Raw genomic sequence first — 23,507 nt, forward strand, 5'->3', positions numbered from 1 at the left:
ACATTAATATAAAAATTTGAGAATTAAAATGGTTAAAATTATAAACAATAAATCTACTTTGTTAGATGCAACTAAAATTCTAGTTAATACTGCGGCAATTATTGCTGTAATAAAATATGATCCTGATCTCAACCCTTCACGCAGTGATATTGAAGCGATGAAAGCGATCGAAGACGGACAGAAAACAATTAATAGCAACTCAAGATTAACGGTAGAACAAAAAGCTAAAATAACTCAAGACTTTGCTGAAAAATTAGCCGAAGAAATACTTTTAAACAGAACAATTTATCATGTTGATGAAAATAGTTATATCAATGAATTAATTACCAATATGCAACATGAACATATTTCATTACCTAATGAAAAATCAGCGCAATTATTTCAGCGATTATTGGCTGCTTATCATTATTTAGTCGATTTAAAATTTACTGAAATTAAAATCATTGAAACTTATTTATACGCCTATGCTTCTGATCCATCTTTTAAAGATAATCCTATTATTAAAGCGTGGATTGAAAAAACGGATCAATCAGCCCAACAACAATTTCAAGATATGATTTATGTAGCTCGTAAATTCAATTTTATTAAAAATTATCTTAACCAATAATAAAATATATAAAACAAAGCCCTTCTTTATAAGGGCTTTTATGAGTCTTGAATAAAAAACAATTAATCAATATCGCAAAAAACGATATCTTAATTATCAGAATCGATAAGAAAAACTGGCTTTAAAGTTACGTGCCATACCATAAGTATTTTCACCAAGATAGAGTCTATAATCCTTGTTAAATAAATTATCTACAGATAGTTTAACTTCTGCTTTTGGTAAAAAGGTTGGTTGCCAACTAGCAAATAAGTTATGTAATGAATACCCTGATGAAGGTCCTAATGAATAAGCACCAAGATCAGGTAAACCATCATGATTTCTATCTTCATGCCCGGTTCGATCCTGTTTTCTGACAAATTGAGCATTCCATCCGGCTCTTATATTCCATTCTGGTATTTTAAATCCGGCAGTTAACGTGGCTGTACGAGGAGCAATAGTCGCTACATAGGTTTTGTTATGCATCCAAGGTGCTTGAGGTGCGGTATCTCGTTCCCCTTTCTGTATAGAATATGTCGCACTTGAAAACCAATATTTACTATCATAATATGCTTCAAGTTCAAAGCCTTTCACAATTAATTTACCCGGAAGATTTCGATAATTAGATTGGCCTAAAGGACATGATTTATTGGGCCCACAAATCGATCCATTAAAGCCACGAGTAACAAATATTTCATTAGTGACACGTTGCCTAAATAGCGTACTACGAACCTGTATTTTATCGTTTTCCAATATTAAATTATTAAAATCTAAAATATTACCAATTCGAATTGATAAATCGCGTTCTTTATCTAAATTACGGCTCGTCGCAGTAATCTTACCACTTCCGCCATTTTTAGGTGTAAATTGCACTTCATAAGTTTGATCTATGGTTGGCGCTTGCCATGCGTAACTGATGTCACCAAAAAAGCCAATATTATTGGTTGCTTGCCAATAAGTACCAAATCGTGGCGTCCAACCACTATATGTCACCGGAGAATAATCATGTCCAAAACGTGGATCAGGATCATTATAAGCGGAGGCATAATTTTTTGTGCCATGATTTCTTACATAATCATATCGTAGGCTAGGCGTTAAAACAAAATTGCTAACAGAAATTTCATCTTGTACATAAAAACTATAAGTTTGCTGTTTACCCGATGGCATATATGCTGGTTGAAAATAACCATGATGATAGTTTGGTTTTTTTTCATAATTCTTATAATACATTAATGTATCACGATCATGTAAATGAGCTTGTGTGCCAATCTTTAATGCGTTCTTCACATCACCAATATTAATTAAACTTACATTTTCCAATTCAATCGTTTTATCAGTATAACTGACCCAACTTTCATTACCCATGGTTCCTAACGAAGAAACTGGATTATATTTAGCTGGGCGCTTATCATGTTGTTTAGTTTTAGAGTATGTAGTATGTAGTGTTAAATCAATGAGCGGATTATAAGTTGGTTGGTAATTCCATTTAAATTGGGCTGAATCATCTGTTTGGTATCTTTTTACCAATTTCCTTAACCATGCAGCTTTATAACCATATTTTTTTATCTGTGCTGCTGTAGGAGGCGTCATTTTTTCGACATATTTTGCCGCCCACGGTTGCCAAGAATCACGTTTAGAGTGAATACCTGATAACGTAAAAGTGTGCTCTTCATTAGGTCTAATATTCAACTTACCCATGTAGCTATCCATATCATCCTCAGAAAAAACAAACCTTGATCCATCTGGCCGTTTAAAATTACCGCTATTTCGCTTGGTATAGTATACTAAACCATCAAAAAAATTATTCTTAGTACGACCATAGACAGCGCCTGTTTCCATATTTTGATGATTATTAGAATGAAAACTATATTTAAGCAATCCTCCCACATATTTATCTGGATCAAGTAAATCAATGGCATCTTTAGTTTCCATTTTAACCACACCACCAAATCCACCATTACCAAATTTGACATCATGTGGACCTTTATTAACTTCAACTTGTTTCAATAATTCTGGTTCCACAAAAACCGAACCTTGTTGATATTTTTGGAAACCTTTTTGAGCACCGTCAACAATTATTTTGACATCTTCAACTTTACCAAATCCCCAAATATTTAATGTTTGTCCTCCCGGCCTTACCGAACCAGCAGAACTTACACCAGGTAAGGTATTAAGTAATTCGGCGACATTATCTGCTTGCTTTTGTTCAATTAAACCAGAAGAAAGTGTAGAACGACCAGCAATCACACTATTGATTTTTTTTAATTCATCCTGCGATGACGAACGAGCAATAACTGTCATGACATCATCAATATCTTCATTAACTGTTTTGCTTTTATTATTTTTTTGTTGTTCTGTTATATTGTTAGACAATTTATTCTCTTCAGGCTGTGGTGCAGCTTGAAGAGAAAAACTCATAAAGAGCATTATGGTACTCACCTTCTTATAATTCATATTTCATTCCTTCATAAAATGCATTTTTAAATTAAATTAACCACACAAATAATAATGATAATGATTATCATTACCATGTGAGAGGGATGGCAAGTATATTGGGTTTAACAAAAAATAAACAGCAAAATATAAAATTTATTTAATTTCCAATATTATTTTTAATAAAAAAAGCCATCATGATAGATGGCTTTATTTTTCGTTAAATAAAAGGAATGATTAATATCGATTAACTGATCCAAATAATTTCATTCGTTCTGTTATTTTTTCTGCTACCGGACTTAATCCATGATTAATCACTTTACGAGGGTCATTAATGTCATGATCTTTTTGTTCAGCAAATAATTTTCCAATAGCAACACACCACGTATACATATTTTCAGTATTAACATTAATTTTTGCTGTCCCTAAAGAAATCGCATGTAACATATCTTCATCACAAATTCCTGTTCCACCATGAAGCACTAATGGTATTTTTATTAAATTAGAAATATGCTGCATTTCATTAAATCCTAATTTAGCTTTTCCTTTATATAGACCGTGAGTAGAGCCCAATGCTGCAGCTAAACAATCAACATTAGTTTCTTTTACCATGGTTAAACATTGATGTGGATCTGCATAAATTACTTGAGAATTAACTATTCCATCTTCACTTCCTGCAATAGTCCCTAATTCAGCTTCTACCGAAACCCCTCTTTTGTGCGCATAATCTACTATACGTTTGGTAATTTCGAGATTTTCTGCAAATGGTAAATGCGAACCATCAAACATTACTGAACTGAATCCTGCATTAATTGCGGCAAAACAAGATTCATAACTTTGACCATGATCCAAATGTAAAGCAATAGGTACATCAATATCTAAATAATCCATTGCATTTTTGACAATAGCATGGATAGTATTAAAGCCCAACATATGCTTTATTGTACCGCCTGATACACCAAGAATTGCTGGCGATCGATTCTCTTTTGCTGTTTTTAAAACTGTAGCTACCCATTCCAAATTATTGATATTAAATTGTCCTACAGCATAATGTTCATGATAAGCATTATTTAACATATCTTTCATTGAAACTAACATAATCTACCTCTTAATCCTTTATTTATTAATTAGTTATTTAAAATATTCAGTCAAATTTCTTTCAAATCTACGTTGCGCTTTATTGACTTCAGATAAATTAGGCATCGCTTTACGAACACCTTTACGTTCAATCGAAATTGCTGCGGTTAAACTTGCAAATGAAATAATCTCTTCAATGTTCCAACCATAACTTACCCCATAGGAAAATGCCCCATGAAATATGTCTCCAGCACCTGTCGTATCAATTGATTGACAAAGAAAGCTTGGGCTAACTTTAACTTTTTTATCTTCCATATAAGCACATCCCTTTTCGCCTAATGTTATAAAAGCCGAACCTCTAGCTATTGATGTTAGTTTTTTCAATGCACTCTCTAATGACTTTTTATTTGTAAATTCATCTAAATGGGCATAAGCAAGTGCAAAATTTTCACTTGCAACTAGATAATCCGTATATTTGGCTAAATAGAGATTACTATCTCGTAACGATCCAGCATCCATGACAACTTTGACATTAGGTAATTGTTTAATGACATATTCACTTAATTCTGGTTCATGACCATCGATGAGAATAACTAAATCACGCTTATTTTCTTGTAAATATCGAATAAACTGATTCAATTTATTTTTTTCGGTAGTCGTTATTGATGGTGGAGTATTTAATTTTCGCGTAATAATAGTTCGCGAGCCATTTTCTTTATTGACGGTAATAGCAGCAAGTGGCGTAATCATCTCATCTGAAAAAATAATTTGGTCAGTTTTCACGCCAATTTGTTTAAATTCAGAGACAATTTTGTTACCGTATATATCATCATGCAAATGTCCTAAGTGGTAAATATCTTCTCCCCATAGCCCCAATAAATAAGCCGCATTTGCACAAGGGCCACCACCGCTTTCAATAAAATCATAAGCAAATGATTTACTGTTCTCTTTTGGATAACTAGTTGTAAAATAAAACTGATCATAACAAGCTAGTCCAATTGTCAGTATTGCCATAATTAATCCTTAATTATTCATTTAACTATAAAAATTGTTTTTACTAAGATTCATTAATTGCAAATAATGAGTAACTCATGGTTGAGAATAAAATTACTCGACCATGAAGTCGCAAATTATGATTGGTCTATATTTCTTGAATCACCAACAACTTTGATAGATTTAAAGAAGAATGGCACACAAAGAACAATGATTAAAATTAAACAGATAAAATAGATAGCAGTTTGACCGAAAATATTAAATAGTTTACCAATGATGATCCCCCAAACTGCAAAATCAAAATCAGCAAAAGTTGAGTTTTGGAAACCTAAATCGCCTAATGTAGGTAATAATAATGCTGGCAAGAACGCTAATAATATTCCACCGATAAAAGATGCGATAATACAACCTCGTTTGCCACCTAATTTATCCGCAAATACACCTGAGGTACCGCCACAGAAGAAATGAGGCACCATACCTGGAATAATTAATGCCATCCCCATTCCACCTAAAATAAACATACCAATTAATCCACCGATAAATGAACAAATAAAACCAACGACAACAGCGGTAGGACTAAAGGTAAAAAATACAGCACAATCGACTGCCGGTATTGAATTAGGAATAAGTTTTTGACTTATACCTTGGAAGGCTGGAACAAGATCACCTAGAATTAATCTAACACCGTTATAAACAATAGCCACACCAACCGCAAATTGTAAACCACTCAGAATGGAAAAGATGATTGGGCTTTGTTCGGTAATAGTAGCCATATATTCACTTCCGGCAACTAAGCTACAAAACATATATATGATTACCATTACGATACCCGTTGTTACAGTTGTATCTCGTAAAAATCCCCATTTTTCAGATATTTCGGTATCGGCAAAGGAATTATTTTTATCCCCGACTCTTTTAGCAATAAACGCAGATAAATAATAACCAATCGAACCAAAATGCCCCATGGCAATCCCGCCATCATCTGTCACTTGCTTTGTGTAATTTTGACCAATTGCAGGTGAAATCGCTGACCATGAACCTAATAAAAAACCACCAATAATAATGAGTTCCCAACCATCAAATTTAGCCGCGCGTAGAACAGCTGAAAATAAACAGGCAAGAAAGAATGAATGGTGACCAGTTAAAAATATATATTTATATTTAGTAAACCGAGCAATAATTAAATTTATAATAAAGCCCAGCAACAAAATACTCATGGTTTCAACACCTAAAACTTTTTGTGCTACCGATACTATTGCTTCATTATTAGGAATAACACCACGAATACCAAATCCAGCTTCAATAATGCTACCCAATGGATTTAAGTTGCTAATAATTACACCAGCACCAGCACTTAACATTAAGTAACCTAAAATTGGTTTTAAAGTTCCTGTCAAAAGTTTATTTAATGGAGAACGCAAACAAACTAATCCTACAAAAGCAATAATTCCCATTAAAAAAGCTGGTTGACTAAAAATCTCCGTTAAAAATGAAAGTAACAATTGCATAAGAATATCTCCTTTGAAAAAACATCAAATTTCAGCTAATTGCTGTAATTTTTCACTAATGTCTTCCTCAATTTGCTTTTTATTGACATAACTACGAATAATGACAACTTTTGATTGATCAGAAAATTGTTTAGCTAAATCTTTAATGGTCACATATAGATCTGCTTTTTCACCTTCGGCATTAGCAAAATCTATTGACGCCACATCAGCCTTGATATTCAAAGTAGCACAGATATTCTTTACGTGATTAGCCGCCATTAATGAACTACCAATACCATTTCCACATACTGTCCGAATTTTTAACATTGCTAATCTCCTTTTTTCGATTTTTGCCTAACATTGAGTTTTTACTAAAAAACTAAAATATAAATTTCTTACAAATTTCTTATTTATTAAGCTATTTGCTGATTTTTATATTAAATAATGAAAATTTACCGATTCGTGATACATATCACACTGTTTGATACGGCGAGTGATTCAAGTCACAAAATAATAATAAAATCGAAGCTAAAATAAGTTACTGAAAGGACAATATAAAAAATTAACATCATGATTATTTTTAATAAATTAAAAATTCATTTAAACTAATAGAAAAGTGATAATTTGAATTATTCAATGTTAAAACGCTTATTTTTGTGATCTAGTTCAAAAAAGACACCATCAAAAGCACAAAAAAACAGCGATTTTTATATAAAATACAAATAGCTGGATCGTAAATAGAAATGACAAATAAATTTTTACTTAATATTTAAAGTTAAAAAAATTAAAAAGAACGAAAAAAGCGCCATTAAGGCGCTTATAAGTTATCGAATCAATCATTAAAACATCGTATTATTATTTTCTGCCTGCTCTGGTACATTTTGGATCACATCCCAATGTTCCACTATTTTTCCATCTTTAACTCGGAATATATCAACTACCGCTTTACCAAGATCATCATTATTGATTTTAGAATGGACATGTAACCACACAATATCGCCTTCTACTGATGAACGAACTATAGTAGCACTTGACTGCGGATTTTGCTTAAAGAAGCCTTCGAAATACGTAATCGCAGGTGTTCTACCATTAGCGACATAGGGATTATGTTGTTTATAATCTTCAGCCAACGTTTTAGTTGCCTCAGCCACTTGATGCTTATTAAAGAAGTTATTATAAAAATTGATAACCAGTGTACGATTTTCTTCCTCTTGAGCGAGATTTCTTTGCTTTAGATCTTTTGCAACGGCAATACCAGTAAAACTCAACAAACAAATACCAATAACAAAGCTTTTTTTAATTATATTCATACCAACTCCAATTTCTATTTTAATTTAGATAAACTCTATCTATAATGCGTTATTAGTCTATAATGTAGACCGCTTGAATGGTAACAATAAAAACCAAATAAAACAATAAGTAACATAAACATGACTAGGTCAGCTCAATGTGACTTAATCTGTTTAGGGAAACTAGATAACGAAAATTATGACAATGACTAAAACGACAAGAAGTGAACTATTTGAATTTGACCATCCATGTCCTATTCGTGATGTCCTCGATAGAATTGGCGATCAATGGAGTCTGTTAATTCTAAAATCATTAGAACATAATGCTATGCGATTCAATTCTTTACATAGAGAAATTGGCGATATATCACGACAAATGCTGTCACGGACATTAAAAAGACTAGAAAAAGATGGTTATATCACTCGAACCGTTTATGCACAAGTCCCAGCTCGTGTAGAGTACGCTCTAGCTGAACTTGGTATATCATTTCTTAAACCAATGAATACATTAATACAGTGGGCCGATGAAAATCATCAAGCGATTTGTCGAGCGAGAAAACGACAAAATTAGTCATTATTTGAATAGTTATTTTTGAAAGGATAAAAAAGCTAACCAAATATATTGGTTAGCTAATGATTTAATTACTGACAAACAAAGTTTTCAGGATTATTAGTATCCCCTTTACCTTGATAAATCGTTTTTTGTGGATATTGGCATAAAGGACGTTGTAGAGTGACCTGACCATTTTCAATTTTTTGGGCAATTAATCTGTTTGGCGCTTGTTTTTTCTCAACCCAATTAACGAGCGACTCAAAACCATTAATGTTATCTGGGCCATCACCACCATTACAATGATCAACACCAGGAGCTAGGTAAAGTTTTGCAAAATCATCGACTGAATCTTTACCGCCCATAATCTTCAATACATTATTATAATATTGAATTGTTCCTTTTGGTGCGATCAGGCGATCATTCAAGCCATGCCAAATAATCATTTTACCACCCAATTTTTTAAATTGACTCAAATCGGCATTATCAGTTCCCATTATTGGACGGAATAACTCTACTGATTCATTAAAATAGTTATCAAAACCGCTGTAACCTAAGGTTTTCCAGTCAAAATTAGGATCTTGTTTAATCCAATACTTTAAATAATCCTCTGGAATAGGAAAAGGTCCTTTATTACTAGCTAAAACATCAAGTGGTGCAGTCGGTTCAATGCTAAACCATAAAGATTTGCCATTTTGATCTGTTGGTCCTTGCCAAATTTTTCTTAATGTGCGAACTTCATCCTTATCAAGTCCTGCTTTATATAGCAATTCATCACTGATATCTACTGCTGCTGGATCACTAACTAGACCATCTTTAATACCATCTTTTTCATCAGCCAGTTCAATAATCGCTTTTCTAACTTTTTCCAGTTTATCACTATCGATCGGTTTACCTAGCTCTTGTTGCATAACAATTTGAGGCCATATTTCTGCTGGTATAAATTTATCCCAATGGATCGCTGGTGCTGCAATATACAAACCATCATAATCCGCCGGATACCTTTGTGCTTCCATTAGCCCTTGTCTTCCACCCGTTGAACAACCATTCCAATATGCATAATTAGCAGCTTGACCATAATATGACACTATGACTTGTTTGGTTTTTACTGTCATCTCATGTACACTGCGATAAGCAAAATCAGTTACCGAATCGGCCTGTAATTTGCCATCTTTAAAGACAAATTTGCCTTCAACTAAATTACCGGTATGTCCAGTATCTGTAGCAGCTGCAACATAACCATTTTTAGCAGCTACGGCTAATTTATCAAATGGTATAAATCCTGCATATCCACCGCCACCTATTGCTTGTAATCGTTGATTCCAATTAGTCGGCAACCAAACTTCGACATTAATAGCCGGTTCTATGGATAATTCGACGCGACAAATCTGCGGTAAATCAACAATTTCTTTAGCTTTAGCGCCTCTTAAAGTATCAGCTAATTTAGAACTTGGTGAAAAACGATCGGCAATTAATTCGCTACTTACTACTTTAGCATTCTCTAATTTCAAATTTGCCAATGCGTGACAACGCTCTTCGACATTAGCTTTCGTGGAAGTCGCATAAGCAGAAGATGCTAAACAACTTAACACCGATAAAAACAATAAACTGTATTTCATCATATCCTCATTCCTATCCTCAAAAAATATAATTTATAAAACTAGTTATCATTAATATTAGTCATTAGCCGTATAAATAACAACATTAATCATGATTATTTCTATCAGTGAATATCTCTTATCGATAGTAATTTAATACCTAAGATTATTTATAGAGATTAACTTAAATTAAAACAATAATTAAACAAAATTATCCGCCGTTATAGAACCGACGGATTTATTTTTTCAGTCTTTTCTCTGCTGAAACTTTTCACCGTAAAAGACCAATTGGCTGTTGCCTCTCAATATAGAATAGTGAAATTGTTGACGGATATTTTTTTGTTGCTGGGTTTGTTCAGCTGCATATTCAGCTAATTTATGTGCCAATAACAATTTAGCTAACCGTTTATTTGCATGTTGACTACGTTCGGTTTGTACTTTAACACTAATTCCTGTTGCTAAATGTGTTGCTCGTACCGCTGATTCAGTTTTATTCACATGTTGACCACCTGCTCCAGATGATTTCATAGTGGTAAATTCAATGGTATTGTCATTTAACTCCATCGGGTTTGCTAAACAAGTTACGCCCAAAAACCAATTTTTTCGCTTATGGTTTGGGCGATAAGGACTTTGACAGATCCATTGTATTGTACCTAACCAACGTTGAATTAATTGTTCACATTCAACACCTTCGATCGATAGTAATACTGATCGAAAAGTATTGGGTTTATCACCCAATACGCTTTCGATAATTTCAGTGGTTAGTGACTGTTGCTCAGCCTCTTTTAAAAATTGCGTTACCGCTTTAGCAACAGCTAAACTACACTCATCGGGCCCTCTAGCAGAAGAAAAAAACAACAAAGCCATCAGTGACCTCCTTGTGTTTTATAGTTCAATATTGGTGTCAATTGTGCAATGACACTAACAATACTAGCTTGCTGCATTGATTCAATTACACTATCAATTGATTTATAAGCTTGCGGCGCTTCTTCAAAAATAAGGCTACTATCTTCACAAATAACACGACTACCTAGTTTAGTCCGTTTGAGTTCTTGCATTGAATAGCGATTATCCAACTTACCTTTACAGTCTGCTCGACGCCATTTACGTCCAGCTCCATGTGCTAATGACATAAGTAGATCATCTCGTTGAATCGGTTTGACAAGATAGCTGTAATCACCTCGTGAACCTGGCACAATCACCAGTTCATCCATTGCCGACGATGCACCTTTTCGATGTAACCAATAGCTCTGTTTATCTATGGAGACTTTTTGTAAAAAATTGTGACAAACATTAAGTACTTCATGGCCTTGAGTATTCAAATTGGTCATTAATCTTTCCGCCACAACTTGACGATTTAATCTTGCAAAAGCAACTGCATTATCATGTTTTTCAATATAACTTAATGCATCATCACTATCATCTGCTAAGCCTTGATAACCAAAGCGTGATAATTGATTTTGCAAAATAGCATGTCCTAAACCTCTTGAGCCACTATGCACTAATAAAAAAAGTTTTTTGGCATTAAGTTGGTATTGATTAAATAATGTTGCATCAAAAATCTTACTGACTTTTTGAATTTCAGCAAAATGATTACCGCCACCAATAGTACCTAAATTATATTTGTGACGAGTATCAGGCAAATCAATATTCCCTATTTGCTTTTCTAACTTATCAATACTCAATTTGGCAAGGTTAATGTCAGTTTGCCAAAATCCCATGCCACAGCCGATATCACTACCAATTAATGCCGGATAAATTATTTCACGACTTAAATATGCTGCGCCTATTGGATAGCCTTTGCCGGGATGAAGATCGGGCATCCCCATTACTTTAACCATATTAGGTAAATTAGCTGTTGTCAGTAATTGTTGTATTGCTAAACCTTCGATCCAGGTATTTTTAGATGCTATTAACCACGTTTTATCTGATAGCACCTGTATAGAATTGTCCATATATCAATCCATTTAAATAAATATTATTGTTATTTTTTTCAATACTGTTTAAAGACAAATTTTTAAATGAACCCATCAAATAAAACGCATATGCAACTTAACATTAATCGTTAAGAAATGTTTAATTTTATCCAGTGACAATACGATCACTCTCAATACGATTTATCAATAATTGGTTTTACTTGAACGATATCAAGTTATCTTTAAACAATGGGTATAAATTAATTGGCAGGCAAAGATCAGCTAAGTGAATTGAAGTAAGAATAGAAAAAGTTACTTAATTATTGGCGGATTAACCTGCAAAGGTTTGTTAAACAAATCATAATAAAAATCTCCTTTGCTATTTATAATGGCGCGTATGCTAATTAAATTTTAGTCAGTTGTAAAGTAACAAATTATCTTTTTTTAATCATCTATTTTTATTTTTTTACACTCGTTTTTATTGAATTAAGTATTTTATACTGTATATTTATACATATAATTATTTTTAATACGAATCATCTGGCACTATTCGTTTTTATTAATTTTTCGGAGTCTTTTCTTGAATAAATATTGTGTTGTCCTTGGGCAAGCTAATAGTTCGCTCACTGCTTATTTACCTTTAGTTGATACACCAGTAAGAGCTGGATTTCCATCTCCTGCTGATGATTATTTAGAAACAAAACTAGATCTAACAAGTCATTTAGTGAAGCATCCTAGTGCAACTTACTATATTAAAGCAATTGGTGACTCAATGATTGATTATGGCATTTATAGTGGTGATCTCCTTGTTGTCGACCGATCTTTACAACCAAAAGTAGATGATATTGTTGTTGCAGCTGTGGATGGTGAATTAACCTGTAAATGTTTAAGTTTTATCAATGGCGAACATCATTTATTGTCTGGCAATAAACTTTACCCTCCAATTTCATTAGTTGGCAAAGACGTACATATTTGGGGAGTGGTAATACATACCATTCATTCCCTACGTAAACGGGGACACTCATGATTGGCTTAATTGATTGTAATAATTTTTACGCATCTTGTGAACGGGTATTTAATCCCAAATTAGAAGAAAAACCAATTGGTATTCTTTCAAATAATGATGGTTGTGTAATAGCTCGCTCTAATGAACTCAAACCGTTAGTCGCGATGGGCATGCCGGCCTATCAAATCCCCTCCCATATTCAAAAAAAAATTACCTTATTAAGCTCTAATTATGAACTTTATGGTGATATGAGTCAGCGAGTATTTGATACCGTTCGCCATTATACTGCGGATATCGAGCTCTATTCGATCGATGAGGCTTTCATTCATCTAAACGGGTTTAGTCATGTTTTAAGTCATTGTCAAAATTTAAAAGCAATAGTAAAACGAGATACGGGTATCCCTGTCAGTATCGGGATTGCCGCAACTCGCACGCTAGCAAAATTAGCTAACCATATCGCCAAAAAATACCCTATTCATCAGGGTGTTTATTATTTTCCGACAAATCAGGAAGAAAAAATAACTATCTTAAAGCAATTCTCAGTTGCAGATATATGGGGGGTTGGTTGGCGAATTACGCAAAGATTAAAAGAACTAGGTATTCATACAGCTTGGGATTTACATCAAGCAAATTTAAAACAAATTAGACAGTCATTTTCTGTTGTCCTTGAGCGTACCATACTTGAGTTACGTGGTATGAATTGTATTGAATTAGATGATCTGCATACAGCTAAAAAAAATATTATGACATCACGTAGTTTTGGTCATTTAACCAATGACCTATTTGATATACAAGAAGCAATTCGTGTGCATGCAAGCCGTGGCGCAGAAAAATTGAGAAAGCAAAAATCAGTTGCTAATGCCGTACTGGTATTTTTAAAAACTAATCGATTTCGACCTGAATTAGTACAATATAATCCGTCAATTGTGGTGCCATTGCTATCGGCGAGCGATGATTCAAGATTAATTATTCATGCGGCTCAAAAAGGGTTACGATCCATTTATAAACCAGGTTTTTTATTTATGAAATCAGGTGTGATGTTACTTGATCTAAAAACTAAAGATAATTATTGCCAATCGGATTTATTTACCGCTGAAACATCAGCAACTGAAAAACACAAAAGTGAACAATTAATGAAAACCATGGATGACATTAATCAGAAAATGGGAAAAAACACTATTCACTTAGGTGGTATCAGACAAACTGCAGCATGGCAAATCAAGCGAGAGCGACTTAGCCAACGGTATACGACTCGTTGGGACGAGTTACCTTTTGTAAAATAGATAACGGATTAACCGCTAAGATAATAATTTAATCAATTGATTGAATTGAATTACCTTGTTCATTGCGAACATGCACATCAATATCCCATTTTTTTCTATATCTATCATCCTTCGATTTTTCACAAGAAATAGAAATAACATATCGAAAAGGAATTTTACCGCCATGAACTTCTGCTTTCTTCCAACCAGCTTTTAATGGTACAAGACAACGAGGTAAATAATCTTTTCCATTTACTTCGACAATATGCAAATTAGTATGATGCGCTTTATTATAAGCGGTAATAAATTCAGTTGCCTTGTTATTGATATCTAAAAATTCAGTTCTTGAATCATAGACGGGAATAGCTTCAGTTGTATTACTATCAACATTATCTGAAGACTCGGCCATTGCAAAAGGAATAGTAATAACAGTTAAAATTGCAATAATATATTTTTGTAAATGAATCTTTTTCATAAAAAAACTTCAATAATTTAAATTGTTAAGTACAAATAAAGTTAATTTTTGCACATTATTATTAATAAAGTTAAGAGCCCATATTAACAATTGAACTACGAAAACGTTTAAGCGCAATAAGGAAAAATACACTACCAATTCCTAATAACCACGCATACGAGGTCCAAACCACACTTAAACCAGCCCCTCGATATAAAATTGCCTGCCCTAATTCGACAAAATGGGTTGTAGGTGCAAATAACATAATATTTTGCACCACTTCAGGCATACTTTCTCTTGGCGTACTACCACCTGAAAGCATCTGTAACGGTAGAAGAATCAAAATAAATAGCATCGCAAATTGTGCGGTTGATTTAGCCACCGTCGCCATAAAGATACCGAGTGACGTTGTCACGAATAAATGCAAAGCAGCACCAATTAAAAATAAAGTAATCGAGCCCTCAATTGGCACATTTAACCAACCATGAACAACGACTAACAGTGCTCCCCACGTTGAAACAAGCACCACCAGCCCCATAGACCAAACTTTAGAAATCATGATTTGAAATGGTGTCACAGGCATTGACAGCAAGTGATCGATAGTACCATGCTCACGCTCTTTCATTAATGCCGCACCGGTTAAAATAATCGACAATGTGGTAACAATATTGATAATCTCCATGACGGAGCCAAACCAGGAACGAGTTAAATTAGGATTAAATGCCGCATGAACCTCAATATTAACCGGCAAACTGGTTGGTTTATCAATTTGATTAAAGTATTTAGTTATTTCGCTGGTGACAATTTGCGTAATATAACCATTACCAACAAAAGCCTGCCCCATTCGGGTTGCATCAATATTAAGTTGAATTTCTGGATTTTGGTTATTTAACACATCGCGTTGAAAATTAGGTGGTATATTTAATGCAAAAGTATAACTATCGGTATCCATTCCACGATCAACTTCATCCATTGAATTTAATTTAACTGGCTTATTAAACATTGGTGGATAAAGCGCTGCGATAATTTGCCTTGATAAAGGCGAATCGTCTTCATCAACCACCGCAATTGAAGCATGATGAAGTGAATCTGAAGTTGCGGTGGCTGCGGTATAAATATCCAGCGTAAAGCAGTAGGCGATTAACAATAACATGATTGGATCACGAATCAATCCCCATAACTCTTTAATACCTAAGCGATAAATATTAATAAAACTTTGCATAATATCTATCCTTCTTGTTTCTTGAGGAGGAATATACTTGCACCAAGTATAATCGGAATAGTGATAAGTAAAGTAAATATCGAGTTATGTAAATCAAAAAATCCTAATGCCTTATTGAAAACACCCCGAGCAATAATAAGCATATGGGTAGTTGGATAGACTTCACCAATATATCTCCCACTCCCTTCTAATGATGCTACTGGATTGAGTAACCCCGAAAATTGTATCGCCGGTAACATAGTACCAACACATGTCAAAAATATAACCGCAATTTGACTACGTGTTACGGTTGAGGCAAGTAAGCCAAAGCCTGTCGCAATAATACAATAAGCCAATCCAGCTAAACATAAAGTTAGCAAACTTCCTTTTATCGGTACACCAAATATCGTAACCGCCATAAGTAGCAGTAATAAGAAGCTAAGCATCGAAATAACAATATAAGGAACTTGTTTACCTAATAAAAACTCAGTTCGAGTAACAGGCGTTACATATAAGTTAATTATTGATCCCATCTCTTTTTCACGCACTACGGATAATGCCGCTAACATTGACGGAATCATTAAGAGTAAAATAGGAATGACCGCAGGCACCATCGCTTGCAAACTTTTAATATCTGGATTATAACGATAACGGGTCTCAATATTTGCCAATGAGCTAGATGCGGTACCGGTGGTGGTTTTTATTTTGTCACTTAACCACGCAAGGTGCATACCTTGTACATATCCTTTAATTGTGTCGGCACGTAATGGCATGGCCCCATCAATCCAGATACCGATATTAACTGGATCACCGCGTTGAATATCATGGCCAAAATTAGGTGGCATTTCAATAGCCAACGCTATCTCATTACTTCTCATCCTATGGTCCATATCATCATAATCAGTGATTGGCGGTTTCTCAATAAAATAACGCTTAGAGCCAGATAAATTAGTAATATAGTTTTGACTGGTAATCGTTTGATCACGATCTAATACTGCAAAATTTAAGTCCTCAACATCCATCGTGATACCATAGCCCATCACCAACATTAATATCGCTGAACCTAACAGTGCCAATAAAGCGCGCAATGGATCACGAGATAACTCAAGTGTTTCACGCCATAGACAACCAATCAAACGAGTTAGACTAAATCCTTGTAGATGATGCGCATTGATTTTAACTTGCTCATTATCATTAACTACAGCTTTAGGCATTTCACTAACTTTTTCATCATTACTCGTATCATCAGCGCCTGCATCAACTAAATATCGAATAAAAGCCTCTTCAAGGGTTTTCGCATCTTTAGAATGAATGATATTATCTGGCGTATCACTGGCTAAAACTTTACCAGCATGCATTAACGAAATCCTATCACAACGTGCCGCTTCATTCATAAAATGAGTAGTGATAAATACGGTAACTTTATCTTTTCGGGAAAGCTCAATAATTAAACGCCAAAAGTCATCACGAGCAATCGGATCGACACCAGAAGTAGGTTCATCCAGAATAAGTATTTCAGGATTGTGAACCACAGCGACCGATAAAGAAAGTCTTTGCTTAACGCCTAACGGTAGACTATCTGGCAAACTTTTTAATTCATTTTCCAGACCAAAACGCTTAACTAACTCCTCGACTCGTGCTGGTATTTTACTTTCTTCAATACCAAATAGACGAGCATGTAACACGAGGTTTTGTTCAACCGTCAATTCACTATAAAGTGAGAACGCCTGCGACATATAACCTAAATGGCGTCTTACATTAATATCACTGGCATCAACCGGTTTACCAAATAACCACGCTTCACCTGACGAAATTGGTAATAGACCAGTTAACATCTTCATGGTGGTTGATTTACCGCAACCATTTGATCCTAAAAAACCAAAAATCTCACCTTGTTTTATGGAGAAATTAACATGATCAACCGCAATAAAATCGCCAAATTGCTTAGTTAATCCTTTTGCTTCGATTGCTACTTTTAAATCTTGATTTAAATCTAATGGAGGGATTTCAACGGCCTGATAACCTTCTCTAGCATCTTCAGGCATTAATTGAATAAAAGCATCATCTAAATTATCTTTTGCTGTTTTGGCTAACAACGCTTGTGGTGTACCTGTTTCGAGGATCTTACCGCCATACATTGCCACTAACCAATCAAAGTTTTGTGCCTCATCCATATACGCGGTAGCAACAATGACACTCATTTGTGGACGTTGCTCACGGATTTTATTAATGAGTTGCCAAAATTGTGCACGAGAAAGCGGATCAACACCGGTTGTTGGTTCATCAAGAATAAGTAAATCGGGGTCATGAATTAAAGCCGAACATAAACTTACCTTTTGTTTCATCCCACCAGAAAGACGACCTGCAGGCCGAGATAAGAAAGGATATAAGCCGGTACTTTTGGTTAACTCATCAATACGTCGCCGTCTTTCAGCTGCATCATTACCAAATAAACGGGCAAAAAATTGTAAATTTTCTTCGACTGACAGTGTTGGATAAAGATTTTTACCTAATCCTTGTGGCATATAAGCAATACGGGTACATACGTTTTGACGATGGGTTTTATCTTTCATATCCCCATCTAATACGTAAACTAATCCCTCTTGGATGACATGCGCGCCAGCTATCAAAGACAATAGACTCGATTTACCCACCCCATCGGGACCAATCAATCCCACCATGCATCTTGGTGGGATGGCAATACTGACATCATTGAGTGCACAAGTTTTTTTATAATGTAATGTTACATTACTGACATTAACAACTGCATCTTCAATGGTTTTACCTTCTGCAAGTAACGTCAAATCCTTTTTATCCGATTCTGACATATGCTATCTCCAATTATTTTGTTTGGCATTTTGCAACATCAGATAAACCCGCAGGCCATTCCGTATTAGGATCAAGTCTAACCCATGCAACGCCTGGAAGACCGGTTTTAACATGAGTGATATAACACCTTAACAATTCTGGGCTTAATTGTGCTTTAACTCTAAACATCAATTTTTGACGTTCATCTTTGGTTTCAACAGTTTTAGGCGTGAATTGTGCAACACTAGATACAAATGAAATTTTGGCTGAAATAGCTTTACCAGGTAAAGCATCCAACACTAATCTTACTTCATCACCAATTCCTACTTTTCCAGCAATCATTTCAGGTAAAAAGAAAGTCAAATAAACATCTGACAGATTGACTAGATTTAATACTTTTCCGCCTGAAGGTAAAACTTCACCAGGTTGGGCTATACGATATTGAATACGTCCATCAACAGGAGCGATTAAGGTACTATCATTAATATCAGCTTGAATTTTATTGATATTCGCTAACGCTACATTTATCGCTGATTTAGCACTTTCTACACCAGCTTGAGCAGCTTCAATTGCAGCATCGGCAGCGGTAATTTGTGATTTAGCTGAATCTAATGCCGCTTTAGCACTATTTACCTTAGCAGTATCATCATCAAATTGTTGTACTGAAATCGCTCCTTTTTGATAAAGCGCTGTCGTACGTTGTAAATGTTTATTAGCTATATCTAAGTCACTTTCTCTTTGCGTAACACCCGCTAAAGCTGCAACTTTATCACTCATTTTTAAAGCTACTTGTGCTTTTGATGTCGCTTCATTACTTATAGCTTGTCGATGTTGAGCTTGAGCTTCATTTAATTGCGCTTGTAACGTATCAGTTTGCATAATGACTAGCGGTTGACCTGCAGTGACAAAATCGCCTTCTTCAACATTAATCTTTTCAATTCTACCGGCTAGCTTAGTAGAAATGTTGATTTCAGTAGCTTCAATACGTCCGTTGCCACTAGTAAAATCGGCACCATAGCCATCAGGTTTAAATTGCTGCCACAAAATAAAACCAATAACAACAACCACAACTGCAATAACAATCCATTTTTTGTTTATTTGTTTCATGAATAACACCTTATTCTAAAGTGACAAATCTATAATAAAACTTAACGAAAAATTTAATCGTTAGAAGCGATTTATTTTCAATATGATCATCATAGCAAATGTATTTTATAAATAATATCAACTCTCAAAACAAACGCAGTAAAAGCTAAAAAAGGTCATTTATAATTTTAAATATAGATTACAATAAACGTAGATGACGATTTATAAAGAAAAGCAAAAAAATGAATATCTAATTAATTTAATTGAGAATATTTTAATATATTATTGATTTAGTCAATGGAATGAAGGTAATAAAAAAATTAAATTCCAAATCAATATAAAATTAATTTGGAATTATCTTATAAATGTTAAACGATTATTTTGAAAAAGATCATAAATCCGGTCTAAATCGTCTTAATTCTTTTAATGGAATATCACCTTGAACTGTGCATTGAATCATGATTTTGCCACTAAACCTATCATATTCAAGAAACAATAAATTTTCAGCAGTGCCTCTTACTGGAGAGTCATTGGTTAATACATGTTTATTCTCAGACCAAACTCCATTTTTATAAAATAACGCATTGGCAACATCAAGCGTGCCATCAGCCGATATCTGCCAATCAACCCATGGTAACGCACTTTTAATCTCTTCAAAGGTATTATCGGTGTTAAATCCCCAATAATAGTACTTTAGATGATCATCGTTAATATATTGAGACTGATCAAAACTTTCGATTTTTAAACCATTAAAGATAATCGGTGGATCAAATGTAAGTCTATTTTTTTGGGGATGATTAATAGATTTAGTGGCAAATTTGCTATAACCATTTGGTAAATTTACGATTGGAAAATAATTACGATATTTTTTTTGATTTAAATCCGAAAAAAAAGTCTTATCACATTGGGTAAAGCTTTTTAATAAATGACTAAAATCATCATCAAATGATGGATTTTGCGCATTTGCGAAAAATGGCATGAGTAAACCAATAAAACATAATGATTTAATCTTCACTGTCTATTTCCTTATTAGTGATTGATAATAAATTTTTACTTTGAGTAGCTTTAAAATAAGTTATTATATCAATAATAACAAATAATATTTAGCCTATCTTTAACTATAATAGTAGCGAAATATTCAATGATTAAACAATTAGTTGCTAATCAATAACCGTCTAACAAAATAGCAACAAACTATTGCTAGCAGTGCTGTAAGGAAATATAGTAATTAAATATATTTTTCCCAGCGGACTTATTTAATAAAGGTGATTTTATGGCTCTTCCTTCTTTTTTGACAATTTATAATGAATTAATATCCACGCCAACTATCAGTAATGTAACCAATGAAAAATTAGATTATTCTAATAAACCACTAATTGACAAATTAGCGCAATGGTTTGCTGATTTAGGCTTTACAATTGACATTCAACCAGTACCAAATACTCGTAATAAATTTAATATGTTAGCCACCTATTCTAATAGTGAAAATAAAACTCAAGGCGGCCTATTGTTAAGTGGTCATAGTGATACAGTGCCTTTTGATGATGGACAATGGAGCAAAGATCCATTTAAGTTAACTGAAGAAAATAATAAGCTCTATGGGCTAGGCACGGCAGATATGAAAGGATTTTTTGCATTTATATTAGATGCATTACGTGATATCGATCTTAAAACATTAACTAAACCAATTTATGTATTAGCCACCGCAGACGAAGAGACATCAATGGCTGGCGCTTCATTTTTTGCCCAACAAACGCAACTACAACCAGACTGCACGATTATCGGCGAACCTACCTCATTGATTCCTATTCGTGCTCATAAAGGATTTATATCTAATTCAATTAAAGTTATTGGTAAGTCAGGCCATTCAAGTGATCCAGACAAAGGTATTAATGCTATCGAAATCATGCATTTAGTGATTGAAAGATTACTTATTTTGAAACAAAAATTCAAAGAACAATATCATAATGATGGTTTTAGTGTACCTTATCCAACCATGAATCTTGGCGTTATTCATGGTGGTGATGCAGCTAATCGTATCTGTGGCTGTTGTGAATTGATTATTGATATTCGGGTATTACCAGATAACGATATTGACTCACTTTATAATGCCCTTTGTGAAGCATTACAACCCGTCATGGACCAATATCCTAATCGAGTTTCCATCGAATATGAGGTATCACCAATACCGGGCTATGAATGTAAAAAAGATCATCCAGCATTAAATCATATCGAAAAACTGGTTGGTCACACCGCGCAAACCGTTAACTACAGTACTGAAGCGCCATATTTAAATCAAATCGCCCCAACTATTGTGTTAGGACCAGGCTCAATTGAGCAAGCTCATCAACCAGATGAATTTATCTCTATGGATTTCTTAAAACCGACCAAATTAACCATTGAAAATTTAATTAAAGATTTTTGTTTATAAATCAATATATTCGCCGGCAAAGTCGGCGAATCAGTTTAAGGTTATTAGAGTAAATAGCTCATTACTTTTAAATTAAGACGGTATACACTCCTCAATATTTTTTACAAAAACTTACTTTTTCATCCTACATTTATCACTTAATAAAATTTATTTATAAAGTTATCTAACCACTACAATCATCAATAAAATTTTTCTGTAAATAGTGATACTAAATGATATTAATGAATCATTTTCATTTTAAGACGGTATACACTTCTCAATATTTTTTACAAAAATTAGCTTCTAAATTAATCCAAGCTATCATCTTTATGTATATTTCCCCATTGGCAAAGCATATCTAATACAGGCACTAGTGTTTTACCCCGTTCTAATAGTCCATATTCAACTTTTGGTGGAATTTGAGGGTGTTCTTTTCTAAAAATTAATTTATCTCTCTCCATTTCTTTTAAAGTATTACTCAATGTTTTAAAGGAAATTTCTTTAATGCTACGTTTTAGTTCATTAAAGCGCATAGATGGTTGATTTTCATTTAACCAATAAAGAATAATAATCTTATATTTTCCTCTGATCATCGAGAGCGTGTAATTAAATCCACTATTCTCGAAATTATCTTCTGCACAATGATGCTTTTCCATATTTACACGCTCCTTAAAGATAGTACATAACAACAATTACCGTACTTCAAAAATAATTGTATCAATATTACTATGACAAGATGATTTATCACAACAAAAAGGAATATTGAGAATGAAACGAACTTTAGTGATTGTAGCCCATCCAAATTTATCATCATCAAGTGTTAATCGATGCTGGCTTAATAAATTAAATCAATACTATGAACAACTAACCATACATGATATATATTCATGCTATCCAACCCAACAAATAGACGTTAAATTTGAACAAAATTTAATTGAAAACCATCAGAATTTAGTCATTCAGTTCCCAATATATTGGTTTAATTGTCCACCACTGTTAAAACAATGGTTTGACGACGTTTTTACTTATGGTTGGGCTTTCGGTTCTTTAGGCGATAAATTAAATAACAAAAAAGTGGCTTTAGCGGTTTCAGCTGGTATTAAGAAAACAGATTATTCCTGCACAGGACAATATCAATATACGCTTGAGGAAATATTAAAACCTTTCGAATTAACAATGAATTACGTTCATGCTGATTATCAGCCTATGTTTGCACTTTATGGCGCAAACAATGAACCAGATTACCCAGATAAAATTACTTTGAATGAGGTAAATAAAAGTGCAGATGATTATGTTAATTGGATGAAAAAATTAGGAATATTAATCTAAATGACATAATTATTATCAAAATCAC

At 33.8% G+C, this 23,507-nt stretch carries 21 protein-coding genes; 6 read left to right on the forward strand and 15 right to left on the reverse strand.

The features are described from left to right. The first annotated feature begins 28 nt into the window (after positions 1-28). Positions 29-607: a hypothetical protein gene (locus H3T54_RS05585; RefSeq protein ID WP_198221366.1), complete on the forward strand. Its 579-nt coding sequence runs from the start codon at positions 29-31 to the stop codon at positions 605-607. Positions 608-703: 96 nt separating this feature from the next. On the opposite strand, the gene H3T54_RS05590 is transcribed toward H3T54_RS05585, so the two are convergent. The 6 genes from H3T54_RS05590 to H3T54_RS05615 form a co-directional block, all read right to left on the reverse strand. Then, positions 704-3,037 (reverse strand): TonB-dependent hemoglobin/transferrin/lactoferrin family receptor, encoded by a 2,334-nt coding sequence (locus tag H3T54_RS05590; protein WP_110447896.1) that lies wholly within the window; start codon positions 3,035-3,037, stop codon positions 704-706. Between the two features lie 216 nt (positions 3,038-3,253). Beyond that, positions 3,254-4,114, reverse strand: coding sequence for a class II fructose-1,6-bisphosphate aldolase (gene fba, locus H3T54_RS05595; protein ID WP_232351527.1), 861 nt, complete (start codon positions 4,112-4,114; stop codon positions 3,254-3,256). Positions 4,115-4,147: 33 nt separating this feature from the next. After that, positions 4,148-5,107 carry a carbohydrate kinase family protein gene (locus H3T54_RS05600; RefSeq protein WP_086358911.1) on the reverse strand — a complete coding sequence of 320 codons (960 nt, stop codon included), beginning with the start codon at positions 5,105-5,107 and terminating at the stop codon, positions 4,148-4,150. Between the two features lie 116 nt (positions 5,108-5,223). Then, entirely contained in the window at positions 5,224-6,594 is a 1,371-nt protein-coding gene (locus H3T54_RS05605) for a PTS ascorbate transporter subunit IIC (protein ID WP_198199839.1), read from the reverse strand. A 24-nt stretch (positions 6,595-6,618) separates the two neighbouring features. Continuing rightward, on the reverse strand, positions 6,619-6,900 hold the full coding sequence (locus H3T54_RS05610; RefSeq protein ID WP_086358909.1) for a PTS sugar transporter subunit IIB: 282 nt from the start codon (positions 6,898-6,900) through the stop codon (positions 6,619-6,621). A gap of 512 nt (positions 6,901-7,412) precedes the next feature. Continuing rightward, positions 7,413-7,907, reverse strand: coding sequence for a nuclear transport factor 2 family protein (locus H3T54_RS05615; RefSeq protein ID WP_370527361.1), 495 nt, complete (start codon positions 7,905-7,907; stop codon positions 7,413-7,415). 160 nt (positions 7,908-8,067) lie between these two features. Here H3T54_RS05615 and H3T54_RS05620 point away from each other — a divergent pair, with 160 nt between their 5' ends. After that, a complete protein-coding gene (locus H3T54_RS05620; RefSeq protein WP_086358907.1) occupies positions 8,068-8,433 on the forward strand; it encodes a helix-turn-helix domain-containing protein in 366 nt (121 codons plus the stop codon). Positions 8,434-8,504: 71 nt separating this feature from the next. On the opposite strand, the gene H3T54_RS05625 is transcribed toward H3T54_RS05620, so the two are convergent. The 3 genes from H3T54_RS05625 to H3T54_RS05635 all read right to left on the reverse strand — a co-directional run bounded on the left by H3T54_RS05625 (position 8,505) and on the right by H3T54_RS05635 (position 11,965). Beyond that, on the reverse strand, positions 8,505-10,034 hold the full coding sequence (locus H3T54_RS05625) for a tannase/feruloyl esterase family alpha/beta hydrolase (RefSeq protein WP_198221372.1): 1,530 nt from the start codon (positions 10,032-10,034) through the stop codon (positions 8,505-8,507). Between the two features lie 222 nt (positions 10,035-10,256). Further along, entirely contained in the window at positions 10,257-10,877 is a 621-nt protein-coding gene (prfH, locus tag H3T54_RS05630; protein ID WP_198221374.1) for a peptide chain release factor H, read from the reverse strand. After that, a complete protein-coding gene (locus H3T54_RS05635) occupies positions 10,877-11,965 on the reverse strand; it encodes an RNA ligase RtcB family protein (protein WP_198221376.1) in 1,089 nt (362 codons plus the stop codon). Before H3T54_RS05635 ends, prfH begins: the two co-directional genes overlap by 1 nt. Positions 11,966-12,506: 541 nt before the next feature. On the opposite strand from H3T54_RS05635, the gene H3T54_RS05640 reads away from it, so the two are divergent. Both H3T54_RS05640 and H3T54_RS05645 read left to right on the forward strand, forming a co-directional pair. Continuing rightward, complete coding sequence (locus H3T54_RS05640) at positions 12,507-12,953, forward strand: LexA family transcriptional regulator (RefSeq protein ID WP_198221378.1); 447 nt, start codon at positions 12,507-12,509, stop codon at positions 12,951-12,953. Beyond that, on the forward strand, positions 12,950-14,215 hold the full coding sequence (locus H3T54_RS05645; protein ID WP_198221380.1) for a Y-family DNA polymerase: 1,266 nt from the start codon (positions 12,950-12,952) through the stop codon (positions 14,213-14,215). Before H3T54_RS05640 ends, H3T54_RS05645 begins: the two co-directional genes overlap by 4 nt. Positions 14,216-14,243: 28 nt before the next feature. Here H3T54_RS05645 and H3T54_RS05650 read toward each other — a convergent pair whose 3' ends face one another. The 5 genes from H3T54_RS05650 to H3T54_RS05670 form a co-directional block, all read right to left on the reverse strand. Further along, positions 14,244-14,669 carry a hypothetical protein gene (locus H3T54_RS05650; protein WP_110447902.1) on the reverse strand — a complete coding sequence of 142 codons (426 nt, stop codon included), beginning with the start codon at positions 14,667-14,669 and terminating at the stop codon, positions 14,244-14,246. A gap of 70 nt (positions 14,670-14,739) precedes the next feature. Beyond that, on the reverse strand, positions 14,740-15,870 hold the full coding sequence (locus H3T54_RS05655) for an ABC transporter permease (protein WP_110447903.1): 1,131 nt from the start codon (positions 15,868-15,870) through the stop codon (positions 14,740-14,742). Positions 15,871-15,875: 5 nt separating this feature from the next. Further along, positions 15,876-18,677 (reverse strand): ribosome-associated ATPase/putative transporter RbbA, encoded by a 2,802-nt coding sequence (gene rbbA, locus H3T54_RS05660; RefSeq protein WP_198221382.1) that lies wholly within the window; start codon positions 18,675-18,677, stop codon positions 15,876-15,878. A 13-nt stretch (positions 18,678-18,690) separates the two neighbouring features. Next, the gene (locus tag H3T54_RS05665) at positions 18,691-19,764 is read right to left on the reverse strand and encodes an HlyD family secretion protein (RefSeq protein WP_198221384.1); all 1,074 of its coding nucleotides are present in this window, start codon (positions 19,762-19,764) and stop codon (positions 18,691-18,693) included. Between the two features lie 370 nt (positions 19,765-20,134). Beyond that, a complete protein-coding gene (locus H3T54_RS05670) occupies positions 20,135-20,758 on the reverse strand; it encodes a hypothetical protein (RefSeq protein WP_198221386.1) in 624 nt (207 codons plus the stop codon). A 258-nt stretch (positions 20,759-21,016) separates the two neighbouring features. Here H3T54_RS05670 and argE point away from each other — a divergent pair, with 258 nt between their 5' ends. Next, positions 21,017-22,174, forward strand: a complete 1,158-nt coding sequence (gene argE / locus H3T54_RS05675; RefSeq protein ID WP_198221388.1) for an acetylornithine deacetylase — start codon at positions 21,017-21,019, stop codon at positions 22,172-22,174. Positions 22,175-22,461: 287 nt separating this feature from the next. Here argE and H3T54_RS05680 read toward each other — a convergent pair whose 3' ends face one another. Next, complete coding sequence (locus H3T54_RS05680; RefSeq protein WP_110447908.1) at positions 22,462-22,809, reverse strand: helix-turn-helix domain-containing protein; 348 nt, start codon at positions 22,807-22,809, stop codon at positions 22,462-22,464. Between the two features lie 112 nt (positions 22,810-22,921). On the opposite strand from H3T54_RS05680, the gene H3T54_RS05685 reads away from it, so the two are divergent. Then, complete coding sequence (locus H3T54_RS05685; protein ID WP_198199816.1) at positions 22,922-23,482, forward strand: NAD(P)H-dependent oxidoreductase; 561 nt, start codon at positions 22,922-22,924, stop codon at positions 23,480-23,482. The last annotated feature ends 25 nt before the right edge of the window (positions 23,483-23,507 follow it).

The sequence above is a fragment of the Gilliamella sp. B14384G10 genome (assembly GCF_016101685.1).
Taxonomy (GTDB): Bacteria; Pseudomonadota; Gammaproteobacteria; order Enterobacterales; family Orbaceae; genus Gilliamella; species Gilliamella apis_A.